At 70.5% G+C, this 23,168-nt stretch carries 11 protein-coding genes; 4 read left to right on the top strand and 7 right to left on the bottom strand.

Translation table 11 applies throughout. The features are described from left to right. Positions 1-20: 20 nt before the first annotated feature. The 3 genes from fadD32 to A3Q40_RS17810 all read left to right on the top strand — a co-directional run bounded on the left by fadD32 (position 21) and on the right by A3Q40_RS17810 (position 8,778). Positions 21-1,940, top strand: coding sequence for a long-chain-fatty-acid--AMP ligase FadD32 (gene fadD32 / locus A3Q40_RS17820; protein WP_068104238.1), 1,920 nt, complete (start codon positions 21-23; stop codon positions 1,938-1,940). 143 nt (positions 1,941-2,083) lie between these two features. Further along, entirely contained in the window at positions 2,084-7,237 is a 5,154-nt protein-coding gene (gene pks13 / locus A3Q40_RS17815; protein WP_068106581.1) for a polyketide synthase Pks13, read from the top strand. After that, positions 7,234-8,778, top strand: a complete 1,545-nt coding sequence (locus A3Q40_RS17810; protein WP_068104236.1) for an acyl-CoA carboxylase subunit beta — start codon at positions 7,234-7,236, stop codon at positions 8,776-8,778. Before pks13 ends, A3Q40_RS17810 begins: the two co-directional genes overlap by 4 nt. Positions 8,779-8,795: 17 nt before the next feature. Here the strand turns inward: A3Q40_RS17810 and A3Q40_RS17805 are convergent, their stop codons facing one another. After that, on the bottom strand, positions 8,796-9,542 hold the full coding sequence (locus tag A3Q40_RS17805) for an SDR family oxidoreductase (protein WP_068104234.1): 747 nt from the start codon (positions 9,540-9,542) through the stop codon (positions 8,796-8,798). Between the two features lie 135 nt (positions 9,543-9,677). Here A3Q40_RS17805 and A3Q40_RS17800 point away from each other — a divergent pair, with 135 nt between their 5' ends. Next, positions 9,678-10,613: a LysR family transcriptional regulator gene (locus A3Q40_RS17800; protein WP_069972986.1), complete on the top strand. Its 936-nt coding sequence runs from the start codon at positions 9,678-9,680 to the stop codon at positions 10,611-10,613. Here the strand turns inward: A3Q40_RS17800 and A3Q40_RS17795 are convergent. The 6 genes from A3Q40_RS17795 to A3Q40_RS17770 are packed head-to-tail and all read right to left on the bottom strand — an operon-like array spanning position 10,607 to position 23,107. Further along, the gene (locus A3Q40_RS17795; protein WP_082833996.1) at positions 10,607-13,939 is read right to left on the bottom strand and encodes an arabinosyltransferase domain-containing protein; all 3,333 of its coding nucleotides are present in this window, start codon (positions 13,937-13,939) and stop codon (positions 10,607-10,609) included. The two genes, A3Q40_RS17800 and A3Q40_RS17795, sit on opposite strands and share 7 nt — an antisense overlap. A 49-nt stretch (positions 13,940-13,988) precedes the next feature. Continuing rightward, a complete protein-coding gene (locus tag A3Q40_RS17790; RefSeq protein ID WP_082833995.1) occupies positions 13,989-17,243 on the bottom strand; it encodes an arabinosyltransferase domain-containing protein in 3,255 nt (1,084 codons plus the stop codon). After that, positions 17,240-19,033 (bottom strand): hypothetical protein, encoded by a 1,794-nt coding sequence (locus A3Q40_RS17785; RefSeq protein ID WP_069972985.1) that lies wholly within the window; start codon positions 19,031-19,033, stop codon positions 17,240-17,242. The genes A3Q40_RS17790 and A3Q40_RS17785 overlap by 4 nt, the downstream gene beginning before the upstream one ends. Beyond that, positions 19,030-20,943: a galactan 5-O-arabinofuranosyltransferase gene (locus tag A3Q40_RS17780; RefSeq protein WP_068106575.1), complete on the bottom strand. Its 1,914-nt coding sequence runs from the start codon at positions 20,941-20,943 to the stop codon at positions 19,030-19,032. The genes A3Q40_RS17785 and A3Q40_RS17780 overlap by 4 nt, the downstream gene beginning before the upstream one ends. Further along, on the bottom strand, positions 20,940-21,704 hold the full coding sequence (locus A3Q40_RS17775) for a decaprenylphospho-beta-D-erythro-pentofuranosid-2-ulose 2-reductase (protein ID WP_068104228.1): 765 nt from the start codon (positions 21,702-21,704) through the stop codon (positions 20,940-20,942). Before A3Q40_RS17775 ends, A3Q40_RS17780 begins: the two co-directional genes overlap by 4 nt. Continuing rightward, positions 21,701-23,107 carry an FAD-binding protein gene (locus A3Q40_RS17770; protein ID WP_068104227.1) on the bottom strand — a complete coding sequence of 469 codons (1,407 nt, stop codon included), beginning with the start codon at positions 23,105-23,107 and terminating at the stop codon, positions 21,701-21,703. The genes A3Q40_RS17775 and A3Q40_RS17770 overlap by 4 nt, the downstream gene beginning before the upstream one ends. Between the last annotated feature and the right edge of the window lie 61 nt (positions 23,108-23,168).

The following is a 23,168-nucleotide window of genomic DNA, read 5'->3' as shown; positions in this document are numbered from 1 at the left end:
AGCGCCTCGGAGGAGATGAGATGAAAGACTCGTTCGACGACTTCGTCGACGAAACCGGCCGGATCCGGATCCGCGAGGGTCTGACGCTGGTGCGCCACGTCGAGGAGAACGTCGCCGAGAACGGTGACGCTCTCGCCTACCGGTACATCGACTACTCCCGCGAGCGGGAGGGCGAGGTCCACGAGCTCACCTGGGCACAGTTCGGTGCTCGTCTGCGCGCGGTCGGTGCTCGTCTGCGGCAGGTGACGTCCCCCGGCGATCGGGTGGCGATCCTCGCGCCCCAGGGCCTGGACTACGTGGTGTCCTTCTTCGGTGCCATCTACGCCGGTGCCATCGCGGTCCCGCTGTTCGATCCCGACGAGCCCGGTCACAGCGACCGTCTGCACGCGGTGCTCGGCGACTGCGAGCCGTCGGCCATTCTCACCGCCACCAATTCCGCGGCCGGGGTGCGTCAGTTCTTCCGCGCTCTGCCCGCCGCCAAGCGTCCGCGCATCATCGCCGTGGACGCCATCCCGGACACCGTGGGCGAGAGCTGGGTCGAGCCCGACGCGTCGATCGACGACATCGCGTACCTGCAGTACACGTCCGGGTCCACGCGGACGCCCGCCGGTGTGGAAATCACGCACCGCGCCGTCGGCGTCAACGCCCTGCAGATGGTCGACGCCATCGAGCTCAACGAGGACTCGCGCGGCGTCACCTGGCTGCCGCTCTTCCACGACATGGGCCTGCTCACGGTGATCCTGCCCGCGCTGGGCGGCAAATACATCACCATCATGAGCCCGCGCGCGTTCGTGCAGCGGCCGTGGCGCTGGATCAAGGAGCTCGCCGCCGTGTCGGACGGCGCGGGGACGTTCGCCGCGGCGCCGAACTTCGCGTTCGAGCACGCCGCGCAGCGCGGACTGCCCAAGAACGGCAACACGCTCGACCTGTCCAACGTCATCGGCCTGATCAACGGCAGCGAGCCGGTCACCACCACGTCGATGAAGAAGTTCAACGACGCCTTCGCGCCGTACGGGCTGCCCAAGACCGCCATCAAGCCGTCGTACGGCATGGCCGAGGCCACCCTGTTCGTGTCCTCGACCAAGCATTCGGACGAAGCCAAGGTCATCCACGTCGACCGCACCGAGCTCAACGCCGGCCGCATCGTCCGCGTGGACGAGTCGGCCCCCAACGCCATTCCGCAGGTGTCCTGCGGCTACGTCGCGCGGAGCCAGTGGGCCGCGATCGTCGACGCCGACGCCGCCGCCGAGGTGGCCGACGGTCACGTCGGTGAGATCTGGCTGCACGGGGAGAACATCGGACGCGGGTACTGGGGCCGGAGCAAGGAGACGTCGGAGACGTTCCACAACAAGCTCGTCTCCCGGCTCTCCGAGGGCAGCCACGCCGACGGCGTCGCCGAGGACGCGAACTGGATGCGGACCGGCGACTACGGCGTCTACGTGGACGGCGAGCTCTACATCACCGGTCGCGTGAAGGACCTGGTGATCGTCGACGGTCGCAATCACTACCCGCAGGACCTCGAGTACTCGGCCCAGGAGTCGAGCTCGGCCCTGCGTCCGGGCTTCGTCGCGGCGTTCGCCGTGCCGGCGAACCAGCTCCCCGACGTCGTCTTCGAGTTCGGCGCGGGTGGTCTGAGCCGCGATCCGGGCGATGCGTCCGAGCAGCTCGTCATCGTCGCCGAGCGTGCGCCGGGTGCCGGCAAGGCCGACCCGCAGCCGATCGCCGACACCGTGCGGGCCGCGATCTCCGCTCGCCACGGCGTCACCGCCCGCGACGTGCTGCTGGTGCCCGCGGGGTCGATTCCGCGCACCTCCAGCGGCAAGATCGCCCGTCGCGCCTGCAAGGCGGCGTACATCGAGGGGACGCTGCGCGGTGGATACCAGCAGACCGCGTTCCCCGACGCTCCCGAGGTCGCGGACGAGACCGCTCCCGAAGCATGATCACCCCCCGCGGGTAGTTTGGCGATTCGATGGCTGAAGAAGAGACGACCGTGGACACCCGCACCGGGGACGCCGAGATCACCGGTGATTCCGGGGGGACCGACGAGACGGCGAGCACGACGGGAGCCGACGGGTCGTCGGACATGACCGTCGCCCAGCTGCGCGACTGGCTGCGCAACTGGGTCGCCGAGGTCACCGGGCAGCCGGTCTCGCAGATCTCCGACGATCGTCCGATGGAGGAGTTCGGTCTCTCGTCCCGCGACGCCGTCGCGCTCAGCGGTGAGATCGAGGAGCTGGTCGGTGTCACGCTGACCGCGACGGTCGCCTACCAGCACCCCACGATTGCGTCGCTGGCCACGCGCATCATCGAGGGCGAACCCGACGTCCCGGAGGGCGCCGCGGACGACGCCTTCTACCTCGGAGCGTCCGCGGGCACGGGTCACGACGTCGCGGTCGTCGGTCTCTCGACCCGACTGCCCGGTGCCGGGCACACCCCCGAGTCGACGTGGGAGCTGCTCATCGAGGGCCGCGACGGCATCGGCGACCTCCCCGAGGGTCGCTGGTCGGAGTTCCTCGGCGACGCCCGCATCGCCGAGGCCGTGCGGACCACCGTCACCAAGGGTGGCTACCTCGACGACGTCAAGGGTTTCGACGCGGAGTTCTTCGCGATGTCGCCGCGCGAGGCCGCGAACGTCGATCCGCAGCAGCGGCTCGCGCTGGAGCTGGCGTGGGAAGCGCTCGAGCACGCGCGGATCCCGGCCAGCGGTCTGAAGGGCGCGCCGGTGGGCGTGTTCGTCGGCACGTCGACCAACGACTACCAGATGATCGCGATCAGCGACACGGACCCGCATCCCTATGCCCTGACGGGGACGTCGACGTCGATCGTCGCCAACCGCATCTCGTACTACTTCGACTTCCGCGGTCCCTCGGTCGCGCTGGACACCGCCTGCTCGTCCTCGCTCGTGGCCGTGCACCAGGCCGTGCGGAGCCTGCGCAGCGGCGAATCCACCGTCGCCCTGGCCGGCGGCGTGAACATGATCCTCGCGCCGGCGGCGACCCTCGGCTTCGGACAGACGGGCGTGCTGGCGCCGGACGGACGCATCAAGGCCTTCTCCTCGGACGCCGACGGCATGATCCGATCCGAGGGCGGCGGCCTGTTGGTGCTGAAGCGTCTCGAGGACGCCGAGCGCGACGGCGACGACATCCTCGCCGTCATCAAGGGCAGCGCGGTCAACCAGGACGGCCGGTCCAACGGTCTCGCCGCCCCGAACCCCGACGCCCAGGCCGACGTCCTGCGGGCGGCCTACCGGGACGCCGGCATCCTGCCGTCGACCGTCGACTACATCGAGGCACACGGCACCGGCACCATCCTCGGCGATCCGATCGAGGCCGACGCGCTCGGCCGTGTCGTCGGCCGCGGACGGTCCGCCGAGGCCCCGGCTCTGCTCGGATCGGCCAAGACCAACTTCGGCCACCTCGAGAGTGCGGCGGGCGCAGCGGGTCTGATCAAGGTGGTCCTCGCGATGCGCGAGGACCGGCTGCCGGCGTCGCTCAACTACGCCGGGCCCAACCCGTACATCCCGTTCGACGCCGCGCACCTCCAGGTGATCGACACCCCCACGGCCTGGCCCCGGTACTCCGGATCGGCCGTCGCCGGCGTCTCCGGATTCGGCTTCGGCGGCACCAACGCCCACGTCGTTGTCGCGGAGTACGTTCCCGGCGCCGCCGAGGCCGAGCCCGCCACCGACGGTGCCGTCGCGTTCGATGCGACCGCCGTCGACCCTGAGGCATTGGTCGGCGAGCCCGTGGGCGCGCCGGAGGAGACCGACGCCGAGGTGCGCAAGGTGCTCGCAGAGGTGACCGGCGGTGCCGACCCCACCGGGAACGCGCCGTCCGACGCCGCTGCCGAGCCCGCGCTGCCGGTGCTGCTGGCGGTGTCCGCGTCGATGCCGTCGCGGCGTCGTCGCACCGCTGCGGAGCTCGCCGACTGGCTCGAGACCGAAGCGGGCAGCACGACGGATCTGGAGTCCGTCGCGCGCGCCCTCGCCAAGCGCAATCACGGTCGGTCACGCGCGGTGGTCCTGGCCACCACGCGGGCCGAGGCGATCACCGGTCTGCGCGCGGTCGCGGCCGGCAAGCCGGGCACGGGCGTCCTGTCGTCCGACAGCCCCGCCGCCAACGGTGCGGTGTGGGTGTTCTCCGGGTTCGGAGCCCAGCACCGCAAGATGGCGAAGGAGCTCTACGCGGCCGAGCCACTGTTCGCCGCCGCGCTGGACCGCGTCGACGAGCTGATCGAGGACGAGTCCGGCTACTCGATTCGCGCGATCGTCGCCGACGACGCGCAGACGTACGAGTTCGAGAACTCCCAGGTCGCCATCTTCGCCATCCAGGTGGCACTGGTGGAGACCCTGCGTGCCTACGGCGCGACTCCCGCTGCGGTCGTGGGCCATTCGATGGGCGAGGTCGCCGCGGCGTACGCGGCGGGTGGTCTCGGTCTCGAGGACGCCGTCCGCATCATCGTCGCCCGCTCCCGCCTGTTGGGCGAGGGGCAGGAAGGTCTCGGCGACGCCGAGGCCGGCGCCATGGCCCTGGTGGAGTTCTCCGCCGCCGAGGTGGCGGAGCTGGCGGAGCGCTTCCCCGGCGTCGAGCCCAGCGTCTACGCCGCCCCCACGCACACCACCGTCGGCGGTCCGGCCGAGCCGGTGCAGAAGCTGGTGGAGCACGCGGAGTCGCTCGGCAAGATGGGTCGTGTGCTCGACGTGCGCGGAGCCGGCCACACGTCGGCCGTCGATCCGCTCCTCGGTGAGTTGGCCGCCGAACTGATGGGTATCGAGCCGCACCCGCTGGACACCGCCGTGTTCTCGTCGGTCGACAAGGAGGCGTTCTACCGCGCCGGCCACGACCCGATCCACGGGGTGGACTACTGGACCAAGGGCATGCGCCACGCGGTCTGGTTCACCCAGGCGGTGAAGACGGCCGTCGACTCCGGCTACACCACGTTCGTCGAGCTGGCACCGAACCCGGTGGCGCTCATGTCCGTCGCGGCCACCGCATGGGCCGCGGGCGTTCCCGACGCCACGCTGATCGCCACGCTCAAGCGCAAGGAGAGCGAGCCGGCGACGTTCCGGGCCGCGCTGGCCGAGCTGTACGTGCACGGACACCCGGTCGACCTGGCCGCGGTGATCGGCCCCGGCGAGTACGCGCCCATCCCGCGCACCGCGTTCCTGCGCAAGGAGCACTGGCTGCATGCCGACGTCTCCCTCGGCGGGTCGCCCGCCCGCGTCGCTCTTCCGGACGGGCGCACCGTGTGGGAGACCCCCGTCGCGCGCGTCGCCTCCGCGGACGACCTGGTCCGACGGCTGGCGTCCGAGGTGCTGTCCGACGTCGCCGTCGGTGCGGTCGTCGGCGGTGTCGGCGGTGCCGACGTCGTCGACAGTGTGCCGACCACGGGGTCGATCACCACGGTGCTGACCCCGCATCCGGGCGGTGCTGCCCTGCAGCTGCAGTGGAACGACGGCGGGACCTTCCGCCCCTGGGCCGAGGCCGTCGTGACGTCCGGTGCCGCAGCGGTGTCCGCCGGCGTTCCGGCGTCCGCAGCCGCCCCGAGTGTCGCCGACGCCACCGTCGGGGACGGCGTCGAGTACGAGCCCGAGGTGGTCGAGGACTTCGGCAACCGCTGGGATCCCGAGGGCACCCAGACCATGGAGGAGCGGCTCGCGATCATCGTCGCCGAGTCCATGGGCTACGCACCCGAGGACCTGCCGGCCGAAATTCCGCTGATCGAACTGGGCCTCGACTCGCTCATGGCCGTGCGCATCAAGAACCGGGTGGAGTTCGAGTTCGACATTCCCCAGGTGCAGTTGCAGGCCGTGCGCGACGCCAGCCTGCGCGAGGTGGAGAAGTACCTCCGCTACGCCCTGGAGAACCGCGAGGAGGTCGAGGCGCTCGCCGAGGAGCAGCGCCGCGAGCGCGAGGCGGAGGAGGCCCGGGAAGCGGCGGCGACGGCGGCTCCGGACACCACGGCGGCGGCCACCGCGGCGCCGGACACCACCGAGTCCACTCCGGAACCGGAGGCCACCGGACCGTCCGTCGCGACGGCGTTCGAGGCACCGGTCACCGACACGGCCCCGGCCGTGACGGAACCGGCGGTCGCCCCGAGCAGCGACGCGTCGGACGCGAAGAGTTTCGCCGAGGCCACCGGTACCGACGTCGCCCCGCGCGACGCGGCCGAGCGGCTGACGTTCGCCACCTGGGCGACCGTCACCGGGCAGTCCGCCAAGGGCATCTTCAATCCGCTGCCGGTCCTGGACGACCCTACCGCGGAGAAGCTGGCCGAGCGCCTGAGCGAGCGCGCGAAGGGCGAGGTGACGTTCGACGACATCCTCGACTCCGAGACCATCGAGCAGCTCGCCGACGTCGTGCGCCCGTTCCTCGAAGCCGGCGACGTCACCGGTCTGGTGCGGACCCTGCGGGCGCGCCCCGAGGGGTCGACCGCCGTGCCGGTGTTCGTCTTCCACCCGGCGGGCAGCTCGTGCGTGGTGTACGAGCCGCTGTTGCGCCGCCTGCCGGCCGACACCCCGATGTACGGGCTCGAGCGCACCGAGGGCCCCATCGAGGAGCGGGCTCGCGAGTACCTGCCGATCCTGCGGGAGATCCAGGGCGACGGCCCGTACGTCCTCATGGGCTGGTCCCTGGGAGGCGTGCTGTCCTACGCCGTGGCGACGCTGTTGCGGGCGGAGGGAGCGGACGTGCGTTACGTGGGTCTCATCGACACGGTGATGCCGTACGAGCCGATTCCGGACACCCCGGAGGAGATCGAGCTGCGCTGGAAGCGGTACGCGCAGGTGGGCAAGAAGCTCTACAACGTGGACTACCCGCTGCCGTACGAGCGGTTGGCGAAGGCCGACGACGACGGTCAGATCGCCATCATCATGGATCTGCTGAAGATGTCCAGCGCCAAGATTCCGAGTGGCATCATCGAGCACCAGCGGACGTCGTGGCTCGACAACCGCGCCATCCAGACGGCGCAGCCGGAGCACTACGACGGCGACGTCACGCTGTACATGGCGGACAAGTACCACGACGACGCCATTGCCCTCGAGCCGCGACTGGGTAGGCGCGAGGAGCACGGCGGGTGGGGCCCGTACGCACCGAACCTGGACATCGTGCACATCGGCGGTGACCACCTGGCCGTGATCGACGAGCCGTACATCTCGGCGATCGCGGCGGACCTGACGAAGAAGTTGCAGACGATCTCGGCAGCATCCACGCCGAAGGAAAGCGAGTCGCACACGTGACGTCGACCACCGCCGCCAAGCTCGCCGAGCTCCGAGAGAAACTCGATCAGGCGAAGGAGCCGGCGGGCGAGAAGGCCATCGCCAAGCGCGCCAAGAAGGGCATTCCGAGCGCCCGCCAGCGCATCGACATGCTGCTCGATCCGGGCACCTTCGTCGAGATCGGCGCCCTGGTGCGCGCCCCCGGTGACCCGAACGCGCTCTACGGCGACGGCGTCGTCACCGGGCACGGGCTGATCGACGGCCGGCCCGTGGCCGTCTTCTCGCACGATCAGACGGTGTTCGGCGGCACGGTGGGCGAGATGTTCGGCCGCAAGGTCGCGCACATCATGGAGTTCGCGGCCGACATCGGTTGCCCCTGCATCGGTATCAACGATTCCGGTGGCGCTCGCGTGCAGGACGCCGTGACCTCGCTCGCCTGGTACGCCGAGCTCGGCCGTCGCCAGGAACCGCTGTCCGGCATGTGCCCGCAGATCTCGGTGATCCTGGGCAAGTGCGCCGGCGGCGCGGTCTACGCCCCGATCAATACCGACATCGTCGTGGCCACCGAAGAGGCCTACATGTTCGTGACCGGTCCCGACGTCATCAAGTCGGTCACCGGTGAGGACGTGAGCCTGCACGATCTCGGCAGTGCCCGGAAGCAGGCCGAGTACGGCAACGTCCACCACGTGGCGGCGGACGAGAAGGCCGCGTTCGAGTGGGTGCGCAAGTACCTGTCGTACATGCCGTCCAATTGCAACTCGGCGCCGCCGGTGATCAACCCCGGCCTCGAACCGGAGGTCACCGAGGACGATCGCGCGCTCGACGTGTTCATGCCGGATTCGGACAACGCCGGGTACGACATGCACGACATCCTGCTGCGCATCTTCGACGACGGGGAGTTCCACGAGCTCACGGCGCAGACTGCCAACAACGTCATCGTCGGCTTCGCGCGTGTCGACGGTCGCCCGGTGGGTGTCGTCGCCAACCAGCCGATGGTGCTTTCCGGTGCGTTGGACGCGGCGAGCTCGGACAAGGCCTCGCACTTCATCAACATCTGCAACGCCTTCGACATCCCGCTGGTGCTGGTCACCGATACGCCGGGCTTCCTGCCGGGGCTCGAGCAGGAGAAGATCGGCGTCATCAAGCGTGGTGGGCGCTTCATCTTCTCGTACGTCTGCGCCAGTGTGCCGAAGGTGACGGTGGTGGTCCGCAAGTCCTACGGCGGCGGGTACGCCGTGATGGGTTCGAAGCAGCTCGGCGCGGACATCAACTTCGCCTGGCCGACGGCGCGGATCGCGGTGATGGGCGCCGAGGGGGCCGTGTCGATCATGGCGCGCAAGCAGCTCGCCGAGGCGGGCGAGAACGCGCCGGCGATCCGCCAGCAGTTCATCGACTTCTACAACGAGCACGTCGCGACGCCGTGGATCGCCGCCGAGCGCGGCTACATCGATGCCGTCATCGAGCCGTCGACGACGCGCCTCGAGATCCGCAAGGCGCTGCGGTTGCTGCGTGACCGGGCGCCCGAGCGCCGCCCGCGCAAGCAGCACCTGTTCCCCATCTGATCCACGGCGTCGCGTCGTCAGCGAGTGGTGTACCCGCCGTTGGCGAAGATCGTCTGTCCGGTGATCCAGGCTCCGGGGTCGGCGAGGAACTCGACGATGGGGGCGATGTCCTCGATCGTGGTCAGGCGGCCGCCCATCGCCTGGCTCTTGTGAAAGGCGACCCGCTCCTCCGTCTCCTGCCCGTAGAAGAACGGTGTGTCCATCGGACCCGGTGCGATGGCGTTGACGGAGATTCCGCGGGGAGCGAGTTCCTTCGCGGCGGCGCGGGTGAAGTGTTCGACGGGCGCCTTTCCGCCGGCGTAGGTGGAGTAGCCGTCGGTGAAGGCCGCCAGGAGCGCGGTGACGATCGTGATGACCCGACCACCGTCGCGCACGGTCCGTGCTGCTTCCTTGATGAAGAAGTACGCCGCCTTGGCGTTGATGTCGGCCATCGAGTCGTATTCCGCCTCGCTGGTGTCGAGTATCGGCTTGCGCAAGACCTTGCCCGCCGTGTTCACGGCGATGTCGAGTCCGCCGAGTTCGCGAACCGCCGTGTCGAACACGTCGGTGACCGTGTCGGGTCGGGTGAGGTCTCCCTGGATCGCTGTCGCGGTGACGCCGAGGGTGCGCAGATCGTCGACTGTCTGCGTGGCTGCCTCGGCGGTGGCGCTGCTGTTGTAATGCACGGCGACGTTGGCGCCTTTGTCGGCGAACGTCCGACTGATCAGCCCGCCCAGGTTCTTCGCGCCGCCGGCGACGATCACGTTCTTTCCGTTCAGAGTCATGGCCCAGGTCCTTTGTCGTTGCTGTTGGGAACGACTCCCACCGTAGGAACGTGACGAACAATTGAAAAGCAAAACTCTGGCGTCGAACAACAGCCAGCAGTTGTGAAGTTCCGAGTGCGCTGACAGGCTGAGACCATGGATTCGCGTCCTCCGACGGTCAACCTGGCTCGCCTCTCGCACTTCGTCGCAGTCGCGGAATCCGGCAGCATGACCGCTGCTGCTGCCGACCTGCACCTGACTCAGCAGGCGGTCAGCAGCTCGATCCGCCGCCTCGAACGAGAACTCGGGGTGTCGGTGTTCACCAGGTCCGGCCGACGGGTCGCACTCACTCCCGCCGGTCGCACACTGCGGGACGGGTCCGCGGCGGTCCTGGCGGCCGCACAGGATCTGGCGCGCTCCACGGTCGCGACCGCCCGCGAGCCCCATCGACCGTTCGTGGTCGCCCACACCCCGGCCATCACGGCGGACGAGGTCTTTCTGGCCATGGACGCCGTGCGCGCGGGATGTCCCGACCTACCTATCGAGGTTCATCAGGCCTACCCGGCGGACATGACCGACGGTGTGGCGAGCGGCCGCTTTGATCTCGGGCTGCGACGCGGCGTCGTACCCCCGACGCGGCTGGCCGGCGCGGTCATCTCGTACGACGTGCTTCACGCTGCGCTGGCGGCCGAGCATCCGCTCGCCGATCGCGCGGTCGTCACGATCCGGGAACTATCCGAGTACCCCTTGACGGTCTGGGCGCCGCCCGGCGCGTCCTTCTACACCGACTACCTGCTGTCGGTGTGTCGACGAGCAGGGACGGACCCGCGCATCCGCGTCAACACCGTTCAGGGGACGACACCGGCAACCGCAGTGGTCGGCACCGACAGCTTCGCCTTCGTCACCCAGCAGCCCGGGTCGGCGGTCGGCGGTCGCGTACGCATCGTCGCCATCGCGGGCGCGCCGCAGGCGCCCGTCCAAGCCTTGTGGCGCGAACACACCGTGTCCGAGGCGCGCCGAGTCCTCCTCGAGGGAGCGACGCCGACCCTGCCGCCGGTCCGGCCCCTCGACTCAGGACACCCGGATCAGTAGACCCGCAGCGTCCCCGGCGACCACAGTCCCGAGCGGGTGCGCTCGGTGACCTCGACGTCCGCGGCGGTCGCCGAGGGCTCGAACCGGTCGTAGCGCTCCAGCGAGCCCCAGTCCCGTCCCCAGTCGTGGTTCAGGTACGTCGGGATCGCGACGGGAGCAGCGAGCATTTCCGTGAACCCGAGCGGGCCGCCGTTCTCGCCCGCCTGCCACGTGTCGGTGGAGGACACGGCCAGCCCGCGGTCCGGCAGGATCCGGTAGCCGGGCACCTCTGCGACGCCGACGCGGTGGTCGAAGGGCCGCTGGCACGGGAACTGCAGACCCACGGCCCAGTCGAGCAGCACGGGCTGCTCGGAGCCGATCTCGTCCTGCAGCGTGGTCACCACGGGCACCCGCGGAGGGGTGAAGGCCAGCCACTGGTCCCCGGTGAGGTTGGGATCGTTGGCGACGATGCGGACGGCGTCGGTGTCGGCGGGCAGGTCCGCGCGGGGGATGCGCAGGTTGCGCCACGACGGTGCGGGGCCGATGTCCTTGGGCAGGTAGTCGCCCTGCACGGCGACGGTGCCGTCGGGCTGGGTGCGGCCGTACTCGAGGCGCAGGGACTGCCCGTAGGTGGTGGTGCCCGCGACCGGGTCCTCGGACCAGATGCGGCCGGCGGCCGAGACGACGATCAGGGGTGCGTCGTCGGATGCCGCGGGCAGGCCGTACCAGCTGGACGAGGCGCGGGCCGGCGTCTGCACACCGGGCTGGTACGAACCCAGCACCGGGGTGGTGGCGGGATTCAGGCCGAACGGCAGTGCGGCGGTGGAGCCGTTCACGCCGACCGCGCCGACACCGCCGGCGGTACCCGACGACTGGCCCTCCTCGAAGGAGGCACCGACGGACTGGGAGTCGGTGTTGCCCTGGCCGGGCTTGACCTCCACCGCGTCCGCACTGAGGTCGGTGGGCACGCCGTTGGCGCTGAAGCCGACGGGGTTCTCGCCGCCCAGGGGGCCCAGCTCGGGATCGACGGGACCCGGAAGCGGCTGCAGGATGCCCTGATTGGGATCGGACTCGACCAGGACGTCGCGGGCGAGGCCGCAGGAATTACCGGCGAGAGCCTGGACGTTCGAGCGGCCCAGCGAGTACGCAGGGTACTGCGACACCGCGCCCTTGAGCAGGGACGCCAGCGCGAACAGCACCATGAGCCCGGCGACCACGGTGAGCGGCGCCGCGGCGAACTTCCGGATCCGGCGCCCGCGGACCGTGCCGGGTTTCGGCTGCGGCGCGGCGAAGCCTTCGCGGAGGTAGTGCCACCCGGCCAGCGCGACGGCGACGAAGAACAGTCCGAGCAGCACGGTGTTGGACTGGATGCCGCTGACGGAGACCACCTTGTCGAACCACGGAACGCCGTAGCTCGAGACGTACCAGTAGCCGTTGATGCCCGAGAAGGACAGGGCGAGAACGAAGACGAGCCCGACGACGAAGACGGTGCGATTACGTCGGGACCGCAAGGCGCTCGCGGACACCGCGACGGCGGTCAACGCGGCCAGCGAACCGGCGATGCCGGCGTACACCCCGAAGTGGTGGGTCCACTTGGTGGGGTTGAACATCATGAAGAAGATCGTGCCGAACACGACGGCGATCAACCGCCACGCCGGTCCGGACGGCACACCCGGAATCCGCTTGCGCCGCAACAGCACCACCAGCGTGGTGAACAGGCACAGCAGCATCACCAGGAACGCGAAGCGGCGCGCGAGCGAGCCGTCGACCGTCTGGACGAAGAGGTAGTAGTACCGCAGGAAGTCGTTGTACCACGGCAGGTTCGGTCCGATCAGCGTCCGGACGCGGGTGGATTCCCGCACGGCGGCGAACGTCTGGTCCGCGAAGACGACGATGAGCACCAGCAGACCGGCGCTCAGGATGGGCGCGAGCAGGGGCAGCGTCCCCACGGCCCGGTGCCGCTTGACCACGATGCGGGTCAGCGGTCGGATGCCGGCGAGAATGGCCGCGACACACATCAATCCGGTCGGCGCCGACGCGAGCGTGAACGCCCCGACGATCGCGGCGACCGCGGCGGGCAGCAGGCGTCCGGTGGCGATGGCCCGCTCCACCGAGCACCACGTGAGCAGGGCGCCGAGCGCGACGATGGGCTCGGGACGCAGACCGTTGTCGTACGGCAGCCAGAACGCGAGGAAGACCAGGCCGCCGGTCCATACCGCCACCGAGTTGGTGCGGACGGCGCGGCCGAGCCGCGGAACCACCTCGCGGCTGATGACCAGCCAGCAGAGCACGCCCGCGATCAACGCGGGCAGACGCATCCACGGGCTCGCCGTGGAGACCTTCGCGAACGCGGCCAGCACGTCGTAGTACCAGCCGAAGGGCGCCTCGGGGACGCCGAACCAGCGGAAGTAGTTGGCCATGTACCCGGCGTTCTCCGAGACACGGGCCATGGTGAGGAGGTAACCGTCGTCGGACGTGTTCGCGCCGAAGAAGTGCCAGCCGACCAACGCACCGACCACGACGCCGTCGATACCGGAGGGCTTCCACCACCCGGCCGGGAAGAAGCGGCGGTGCGTCCGCCCGTCGATGCCGTCGAGCCGCGCCAACGCGCCGAGCGCGAGGGCGGTGGTGCCGACTGCGCCCACCATGACGAGCAGCTTGAGCAGCGTCGGCGACGACGAGAACCGCGAGTCGACCGCGATGTCCACCGACAGGCCGGGGAACGCCGACGCCGGTCCGGACAGATCGGAGTAGATGCCCACCACCTGGGGCCGGAAGTCCCCGTCGAGCCGACCGACGCGAGGCACGCCGGCGTCGTCGGTCAGTCCCTCGAACGCGGCGGTGGTGGCGGTGATGTCGGAGTCGAACCGGATGGCCGTGCAGGCGGACGACTCGACCTGCGACCGCGGCGCCGAGGCGATCGCGACGTTGCGGTCCAGCACGTCCACCGACGTGTCGGAGACGCGGACGAACATCGCGTTGAGCGCCGCGCCCTCGCCGCGGGCCGGTGCCGTCGAGAGCAGCAGTCCGCCGCCGGCGGGGAGCGCGGCCACCGCCGTGCACGGCACCGTCACGCTCATCGACTGCGGGACCTGCGACATCAGCGGCGCGTCGACGCTGTCGAGCGTGCCGTTCTGGGGCCAGCCGATCGACGCGTCGTCCTGCGTGACCGGCAGGAACGGCGTCAGAACGGCGAACAGCGTGCCCAACAGACCGGCGACGACGGCGATCAGCCGGGTCGTGCGGTACTGCGCTCGGACGTCGTTCCGGCGGTCCGTTCCCGAGACGACTGCCTTGCTTTCGCGGTCGGGTGTCGGCGCGGGCGGCACGGAAGGAGCGTCAGGCACGGCTACCGATGTTATGCGACCGTGACGCCGCACCCGAATCGCCGGTTACCTACTGGTAGCCGATGGAACCGGGCGACCAGAGACCGGATCGCGTCACAGTGGTGACGTCCACGTCGGCCGGTGACGCATCCGGGTCGATCGGCGTGTACCGCTCCAGCGACCCCCAGTCCCGACGCAGGTCGTCGGCGAGGTAGGTCGGCACCGTGTCCGCCCGCAGGACGAGCGGGGTCCAACCGAGCGGCCCACCGCCGATGGAGTCCTGCCACGCGTTGGTCGACTCGGCGCCGGTGCGGTCGGGCAGGATGCGCCATTCCGGCAGCTCCGCGACCCCGAAGCGGTGGTCGAACGGCCGCTGGCACGGGAAGGCCAGCCCGACGGACCAGTCCAGCAGGACCGGCGCGGTCGGCCCGACGACGGTGTTCAGCGTCTCGGTCTGCGGCAACCGCGGAGGCGTGACGGCCAGCCACTGATCCCCGGCGAGGTCGTCGTCGGTGGCCACCAACCGCACCGCGTTCGCCTCGCGGGGGATGTCCGCCGGGGCGACCCGCAGCGTGCGCCAGGACGGTGCGGGGCCGATGTCGATCGGGGTGACCCGGCCGAGCACCTGCTCGTCGTCGCCCCGGGCCACACCGAACTCCACCTCGAGGGACGCGCCGGGGGTGACGATGCCGTCGGCGTCCACGGACCGGATGCGTCCGGCCGCCGTGATCGCCAGGAAGTCGTCGGTCTGCGGCAACGCGTACCAGCTCGACTCGAGAGTCGCAGGGGCGGCGTCGCCGGACCCGAAGCTGCCGAGGACCGGCGTCGTCGCGGGGTCGAGTCCGAACGGCAGCGCCACCCGCGAGCCGTTCACGCCCGTGCCCGCGGTGGTGCCGCCGCCGGTGCCGGCGGTATTCGCGGTGCTGGTCTGGTCGGTGTCGGACGGGTCGACGGAGTTCGCGCCGCCGGTGGTGCCCGAGGTCTCCCGGTCCGCCGAGAGGTCGCTCGCGACGCCGTCGGGCGTGAAGCCGACGGTCGACGTGCCGGCCAGCGGATCGACGCCCGTTGTCGGGTCCAGCGGCTGCAGCATCGAGGCGTTCGGGTCGGACTCCACCAACACGTCGCGGGCGAGGCCACACGTCTCGCCGGTGAGGGCGTTCAGGTTCGAGCGCGCCACGGAGTAGGCCGGGTACTGCGACACGGCGCCCTTGACCAGCGAGAGGATCTCGAACAGGACGACGGCGGCCGCGACGACGGTCAGCGGAGCTCCGCTCCATCGACGCAGCCGGGTGGGCTGCGGCGGCCGGAACGGCGCACGGAAGTGCTGCCATGCGGCCACGGCGAGTGCCAGGACCGTCAGGCCCAGCAGGACCGTCGCGAAGCCCTTGCCGGCGATGGACGGCGGTTTGTCGAACCACGGCACGCCGTAGCTCGAGACGTACCACCAGCCGTTGGAGCCGGTGAAGGCGAGCGCCGTGAGGAACAGCACCGCCGCGCCGAACACCGTGCGGTTGCGCGGTGAGCGTTCGGTGGCGGAGATGACGGCGATTGCACCGAGGGCGGCCAGGGATCCGGCGAGCCCGGCGTAGACGCCGAAGTGGTGGGTCCACTTGGTGGGGGTGAACATCATGAGGGCGAGTGCGCCGACCACGATGCCGAGGATGCGGCGCGACGGGCCCAGCGAGGTGCCGGGGATCCGACCGCCGCGGCGCAGCATCACGACGACGCACGTCACCAGGCACAGCAGCATGGCGAACACCGCGAACCGGCGGGCGAGCGACCCGTCGGGCGAGATGTTGAGGAGTGCGTCCCAGCGGTACCGCTCGTCGAACCACGCGACGTTGGGGCCGACGGCGGACCGCACGCGCGTCGCCTCGAGCACCGAGGCCACCGTCTGGTCGGCGAACACCGCCACCAGCACCACCGTGCCGGCCGCGAGAATCGGCGCGATCATCGCCGGAAGACCCAGCGTGTGGCGTCGTCGCACGACGATCTGCAGGACCGGGCGCGATCCGGCGAGCAGGGCGGCGATGGCGATGAGGCCCGTCGGGCCGGCGGCGAGCGAGAACGCGGCGACGACGACGGCGACCGCGGCGGGCAGCAGCCGCCCCGTCGCGATGGCCCGCTCCATCGAGCACCACGTCACGAGCGCACCGAGTGCGATGACGGGCTCGGGACGCAGGCCGTTGTCGTACGGCAGCCAGAAGGCGAGGAACACCAGGCCCGCCGTCCACACCGCGACCGGACGGGTGCGGACCGCGCGGCCGAGCCGCGGGATGACCTCGCGGCTGATGATCAGCCAGCAGAGGATGCCGGCGATCAAGGCGGGCAGGCGCATCCACGGGCTGGCCGTGGAGACCTTGGTCAGCGCCGCGAGCATGTCGTAGTACGGCATGCCGAACGGCGCCTCGGGGACACCGAACCAGCGGTAGTAGTTGGCCATGTATCCCGCGTTCTCGGAGACGCGGGCCATGTTGAGCAGGTAGCCGTCGTCCGAGGTGTTGGCACCGATGACGTGCCAGACGACGAGAGTGCCGAGCACCACGGCGTCGACACCGGTGAGGCGGAGCCAGTGCGCGGGCAGGAACCGGCGGGATCGACGGCCGTCGGAGCCGTCCAGTCGATGCAGCGCCACCAGGGATGCGACGGTGAGGAGGGCGCCCACGATCATCGCGACGAGCTTGAGGGCGGACGGCGACGACGAGAAGCGGGAGTCGACGTCGACCGTGGCCGAGGTGCCGTCGGGCGCCGGACCGCTCAGTGTGGTGAACAGTCCCACTGTCTGCGGGCGCTGGTCACCGGCGATCTCGCCGATGCGGTCGCCGAGCGTGACCGTGGTGCCGTCCTGCGTCGAGGTGACGGTGAGGGCGTCGCACGCGGCGAGCGCGTCGGCCGGGGCCGAGAGCAGCAACTGGTCCCGCAGCACCACCGACAGGGTGCGGTCGGCGTCGGTCGACACCACCAGGCCGACCCGACGCGCGTCGGGCGCACCCGGTGCCGCGGTGGCGAGCACCGTGCTGTCGGCCGGTGCGTCGGCGAGTGCCGAGCAGGGGATGGTCGCGTCCAGCGCGAGGGGCCGGTAGGACACGAGCGGGGCGGAGACCGACTCGAAGTCGCCGCTCGGCCACGAGATGGTCGCGGCGTCCTGCTCGACCGGCAGGAACGGGGTGACGAGTGCGAGCAGGGTGCCGAGAACGCCTGTGACCACCGCCACGAGACGAGCCGTGCGGACCGACCGTGCTGCCGGGTGGACGGTGGAGGGAGACTCGGCAACAGCGTTCGACACGGCCCCGATGCTAGGCGACGGCCCCTCGCGTCCCGTCATTCCCGCACGCCGCGCACGTCCCAGACGACGGCGTCGCCGGCCCGTGCACCGGGGTCGTCGAGGAGGGCCGCGACGGTGCGGCGCAGGGCGACGGCGTCCGGGGCGTCGTCGGGAAGGACGACGACGTCGGCGTTCCAGTAGGCGAGGTCCTCGCGCGCGCGGGAGCGATCGACGTCCGAGATGTCCGGGACGTCCCCGGTCCGCGCGACCCGGCCGAACAGGAGTGCGGTGGGCCGGTCGACGGCACCGTATTTCGCTTCGCCGTCGGCTTCTCCGCTGGGGCCGACGAAGTAGCCGCCGGCGATCCGATACTCGAGGCCGGCGTCGACCTGCCAGCGGAGAGCATCGGCATTGCCGGGACTCGGGATCGGCACCGTGACGACCGTGCCGCTCGCTACCCCGTCGATGTCCTCGACACCCACCAGGTCGCGCCAGGTGCCGTCGGCGAGGACCGTCGGGGCGGGGGTGCGCTCGGCCGTGGGCAACGGAACGGGAACAAGCGGGACGAGCGCGACGGCGACGGCGCCCGCCCAGAGGCCGACGCGCCGACGCCCGCCGGACGAGCGGTCGGCGAGGACGCGATCGGTCACCAGGGCGACGAGCATCGCCACGAGGGGGACGGCGGCGAGGACGAATCGGGTCTCGAGGACCGACTCGAGCAGGGGAGTGCGGTTGAGCCACTCGCCCGGAGCCCACCGTGCGACGGGGTCCTCGGTGATCGCGAGTTCGGTTCCGATGGACAGGACCGCGAGCACCAGGATCGTCGCGGCCGCGGCGCGGACGAGCGGCAGACGCCGCAGCACGACGACGCACGCCACGACGAGCAGCAGCAGGGGAACGCCGAAGTAGGCGTTCTGTTCCGTCGGGTTCAGAGCGACATCCTGCACCGGGACGACGAGCCCGCCCAGCGACTGGGGAGGAAACGCGACGAACGACAAGAGCGAGTTTCCCGGCAACTGGTGGTCGAGGTGGCTGTAACTCTGGGGTCCCCGGAACTGCCACCAGAGCGGACCGGCGACCAGGACGCCCGCGAGCACGGCGGCGACGACGACGGGGCCGGCGGCCCGGCGCACCGCGGCGAGCGTGCTGCGTGGCGCGACGACGGTGTGGGCGAGCAGCATCAGCGCGACCGCGATGGCGAAGATCAGCAGGGGTTCCTCGCCGAGGAGCACCTGCCACGCCGTCAGCAGACCGAGGACCACGGTGTGTCGACGCACGCTCCGGCCCTGCCCCAGCCGGATCAGGCAGAACAGCAGGACGGGGAGGACACCGAGCACCGTGAAGTTGGGGTGGGCCGAGGCGTGGCTGATCATGCCCGGCGCGAAACCCGCGATCAGGCCACCGAGACCGGCTGCCAGCGGTGAGCGAATCACCTTGCGGGAGAACAGGAAGTACCACCCGAAGGCGGTGGTGGCGAGTCCGAGCGTCAGGGCGAGTGCGAACGTCACCGTGGGTCCGACGACGAGCGTCACGGGAGTCAGAGGAACCGACAGGCCCAACATGGCGGTGTTCGCCATCATGTTCACCCCGGCCGGGGCGTTCTGAAGATCCGAGAACAGCGGATTCTGCAGCGAGGCCACCGATTTCGCGGTGACGGCGAAGAACCACTCCCACATGGTCTGGTCCTGACCGGAGTACCGCAGGTACCCCGTGCCGAGATGGCGCCACTGGTTGCCGAGGACGACGAACGCGAGGGCCAGGTAGACCGCGGCGGCCACGACGTCCGGACGACGGCGTCGGGGCGCAACCGTCTCGTCGTCGGCGGACGGGGCCACCGCAACGGCGGTCACGGGGCGTCGCCCGACGCGCGGACCACGAGCACGAACGGGCCGATCTCCTGGACGTCGAATCGCGGGTCGTCGAAGAGAGATTCGGGGAACGTGACGGTGTAGCGGCGGACGTTCGGGTCGTTCGGGTAGACGTCCTCGGCGAGGCGGAGCGTGTAGCCGTCGGCGCCGCGCCGGAACAGGAACGCGTCCGGTGCGCGCCACGGCGCGGCGTCGAGCGCGGCGACGAGCTCGTCCGGGGTGGTGAGCTCGGTCCAGGACTCGATGGCGTCCGCCCGCGCCGCGAACTCGGCGAGGGGATTGGCGTAATGGCTGGTGAGTCCCTGGAATCCGAAGTAGGGCAGGAAGGCCAGGAAGGACGTGTCCGAGGTGAGGACGACGGTGTCGGTCCGCGGCCCCGGGCGAGCCGCCTGCAGTGCGGCGTCCACCTCGCCGTAGTAGGACGCGACGCCGGGCGGACGACGGTCCGCGCGGTCGCCGTTTCCGTCCGTGTCCGTGTACGCGACGGTGATCTCGTTCTGCAGCACGTGGGGAATGTCCTGAGCGAACGCGACGGCCCCGACCACGGCGACGGCCACCGACGCCGTCCGGACCCGCGTCGATTCGGAGGTGACGAGGTAGAGCACGCGGGCACCGTCGACCACGCCGAACACCCCGGCCGCGCCGAGCAGGGCGAGGAGGACGGGTTCGAGCCGGAATCCCAGCAGGGTGGTGCCGGCGACGGTCGCGAGCATCGACAGCAGGGACCACAGGTAGACCGACACCACACCGATTCCGAGGGCCTGTGCGCGTCGGGAATCCTTCAGCCGGACCAGGATCCACACGGAGCCGACGAGACACAGGGCGCCGAGCAGGGTGAACTGCGTCATCGGCAGCGGCAGTTCGGCGCCGGTGGCGGGGAGGTAGTGCAGGGCCGTGCCGGACTCGGCGGTGCGGCCGGTCAGCGCTGCCGACAGATAGGGCGCCCAGACGGTGAGGGCGAGGAGTCCGGACAGCGCCGCGATCGCGACGAGGCGAAGGGCCGGATCCAACACGGCGCGTGCAGATCTCGTCGCGCGGTAGCGCAGAACCGCCGAGGTGAGGGCCATGAGCGTGACGGCGAAGGCCGTGAAGCCGAGGTAGAGCGTGTAGACGGTCGCGGAGATGCCCAGGAACAGTCCGGTGGCGACGACGGCGCCCCAGCCGGCGCCGCGGGTGGCGCCGGGACGATGCAGGCCGCCCCAGGCGAGCACCAGCATCGGGGGGATCAGCACGGCGATCACCGCCCCGTACGCCTCGGGCGAGGCGTACGCCAGGATCAGGGCCGTCACGCCCAGCGCGGCGAGGATCGCGAGATCCCACCGCACCAGGGCGGACCAGAGCACGAGGCCGATCACGGCCGCGATCGCGAGCGAGCCGATGGCCCAGGGCTTGTACGCCTCCCAGCCCGCGAGGCCGAGCGCGTCCGCGAGCCGTCCGCCCACCCAGAACCAGCCCGCGGGGTAGTACGGCGGCAGGTCCGCGTACGTCATGTCCTGCAGCGCCGGCGAATCCGTCAGGCGCGTCAGGTACTCGGTGCGAAACTCCTGGTCGACCGAGACACCGAACAGGTAGAGCTTCGTCGCTGCCAGCGGCATACCCAGGGTGACGGTGACGAAGCCGGACAGCCCGATCCAGGACAGCGGCTTCCACAGCAGCGGCCGGGCGTCACGGCGCGCCAGCACGACCGCGACGGCGAGGACCCCCATCGCGATCACCTGGCCCACGGTGGTGACGGCCCGAGTGACGTTGGAGGAGTTGAACGCCGGCCACTGCACCACGGAGAAGGCCGTCAGGCCCATCGCCACGACCAGCGCGGCCACCACCACGGCCGCCAGTGCTTCGGCGGCGACGGTGAGAGCCGTCCGCGCCGGCGCTGCCGCCCGCACCGTCAGATGGGGAGTTTGCGGAAGATCGGACGCGGCACGTGCCGCAGCCCCATCATCACGAAGCGGAAGGGGCCCGGTGCCCACACCAGGTCCTTGCCCTTGCGGGCGGACGCGACGGCGAGCTTGGCGACGTCTTCCTTGTCCACGGTCAGCGGAGCTTCGTCGACGTGGGCGCTGAATTCGGTGCGCACCATGCCGGGGCGGATGACCGTGACGCGAGGACCGTACTCGCGCAACGCTTCTCCCAGTCCGAGGTAGAAGCCGTCCAGACCGGCCTTGGTGGAGCCGTAGACGAAGTTCGAACGGCGGACCCGCTCACCGGCGACGGAGGACATCACGATGATGCGTCCCGAGGCCTGCGCCTTCATCTTCTGGCCGAGCAGCACGCCGACCGACACCGAGGCCGTGTAGTTGATGTTCGCGGTGAGGACCGCCTTGCGCTGGTCCTGCCACAGCTCCTCGGGGTCGAAGTCGACCGCGAACGCGACGATCGCGACGTCGACATCGCCCTTGGCCCAGGCCTTCTCGATGACGGCGGGATGGGCGTCGGTCTCGAGGGCGTCGAAGTCGATCACCTCGACCTCGCGCGCACCGGCCGCCTGCATCTGCGCCACCGACGCGTCGCGCTTCGGATCGTTCGGCAGCGCCGCGAGGATCACCCGCGCGGGCGCCGTGGCCAGGTACTCCGCGGTGATGGCGAGGCCGATCTCACTGGTGCCACCCAGCACCAGGATCGTCTGCGGGTCGCCTACGGCATCGATCGTCACAGCAATTCCAACCTTCTGGCCATATCGGAGGCGAACACGCCGGTGGGGTCGACGGAGCGGCGAACACCGATCCACTCGTCGATGCGGGGGTACATCGCGTGGAACGTCTCGGCCGAGGTCCGCGAATCCTTGGCCGTGTAGAGACGGCCGCCGAACTCCAGGACGCGCTTGTCCAGGTCGGCGACGAAGCGGCCGAGACCGGCCTTGATGGGGAAGTCGACGCAGACGTTCCAGCCCGCGATGGGGAAGCTCAGCGGGGCCTGATTGCCCTCGCCGAACAGCTTGAACACGTTGAGAAACGAGTAGTGCCCCGACCGCTGGATGTCGACGATGATGCGCTTGAACTCCTCGACGGCCTGCGGCGGCACCACGAACTGGTACTGCAGGAAGCCGGCGGATCCGTACGCGCGGTTCCACTCACCGAACATGTCGAGCGGGTGATAGAACTGCGTCAGATTCTGGACCTTGCCGCGGTAGGTGCCCGACTTTCGGTACCAGAGCTCGCCGATGGGCCCGAACGTCCACTTGTTCGCCAGACCGTTGGGGAAGACGTCGGGGAACGTCAGCAGCTGGGGGGCGTCGAACTTCAGCGGGTCCTTCTGCAGCTTGGTCGGCAGCTGGTCCAGCCGTGCCAGCGAGCCGCGGGAGATGGCGGCGCGGCCCAGCTTCGGCGGACCGGAGATCGCGTCGAACCAGGCGCTCGAGTAGTCGTAGTTGCTCTCGCTGCCGTCGCTGTGGAACGCGATGGTGTCGTCGAGACTCGCCGTGACGTCGCCGTCGGCGATGAAGTACGCCGTCTCCGTCGGGGTCATCTCGATGGTGGCGCGCAGGATGATGCCCGTCAGCCCGTTGCCGCCCACCGTGGCCCAGAACAGCGCCGAGTCCTCGCCGTCCGGCGTGATGTGCCGGACGGTGCCGTCGGCGAGCAGCAGGTCCATCGACCGCACGTGATTGCCGAAGCTCCCCGCGCTGTGGTGGTTCTTGCCGTGGATGTCGCAGCCGATCGCGCCACCGATGGTCACCTGGCGCGTGCCCGGCAGCACCGGAACCCACAGGCCCAGCGGCAACGCGGCGCGCATCAGCTGGTCGAGGTTCACGCCGCCGTCGACGTCGACGATGTGCGTCTCCGCGTTCATCGAGTGGATGCGGTTCATCGCGCTCATGTCGACGACGAGGCCGCCGCCGTTCTGCGCGTTGTCGCCGTAGCTGCGACCCAGCCCGCGCGCGATGACACCGCGACGCAGGTGCGACGGCTTGCTCTCGTTCTGCTCGGCCACCACGCGGACCGCGTCGGCGACGACGGCCGGGTCCGGCGTGGAGAGAACCTGCGCCGTGGTGGGCGACGTGCGGGCCCACCCGGTGAGAGTGCGCGCGCTGGTAGGGGGCATATCGGTGATGGACATCGGTAGTGAGGTTACAGGCTCACGGCGCCGGTCCTCCGCGACGCGAAGGCGCCCGGGGGCT

Origin of the sequence: Rhodococcus sp. PBTS 1, assembly GCF_001620025.1 — a bacterium.
Taxonomy (GTDB): domain Bacteria; phylum Actinomycetota; class Actinomycetes; order Mycobacteriales; family Mycobacteriaceae; genus Rhodococcoides; species Rhodococcoides kroppenstedtii.
Note: the sequence above shows the minus strand (reverse complement) of the source record. Positions and strands in the feature narration are given on the sequence as shown.

Coding starts and splice junctions, on each gene's coding strand:
- fadD32 (WP_068104238.1), top strand. CDS start 21: ATGAAAGACTCGTTCGACGACTTCGTCGACGAAACCGGCCGGATCCGG.
- A3Q40_RS17790 (WP_082833995.1), bottom strand. CDS start 17,243: ATGACGGGACGCGAGGGGCCGTCGCCTAGCATCGGGGCCGTGTCGAAC.
- A3Q40_RS17770 (WP_068104227.1), bottom strand. CDS start 23,107: ATGTCCATCACCGATATGCCCCCTACCAGCGCGCGCACTCTCACCGGG.
- A3Q40_RS17805 (WP_068104234.1), bottom strand. CDS start 9,542: ATGACTCTGAACGGAAAGAACGTGATCGTCGCCGGCGGCGCGAAGAAC.
- A3Q40_RS17800 (WP_069972986.1), top strand. CDS start 9,678: ATGGATTCGCGTCCTCCGACGGTCAACCTGGCTCGCCTCTCGCACTTC.
- pks13 (WP_068106581.1), top strand. CDS start 2,084: ATGACCGTCGCCCAGCTGCGCGACTGGCTGCGCAACTGGGTCGCCGAG.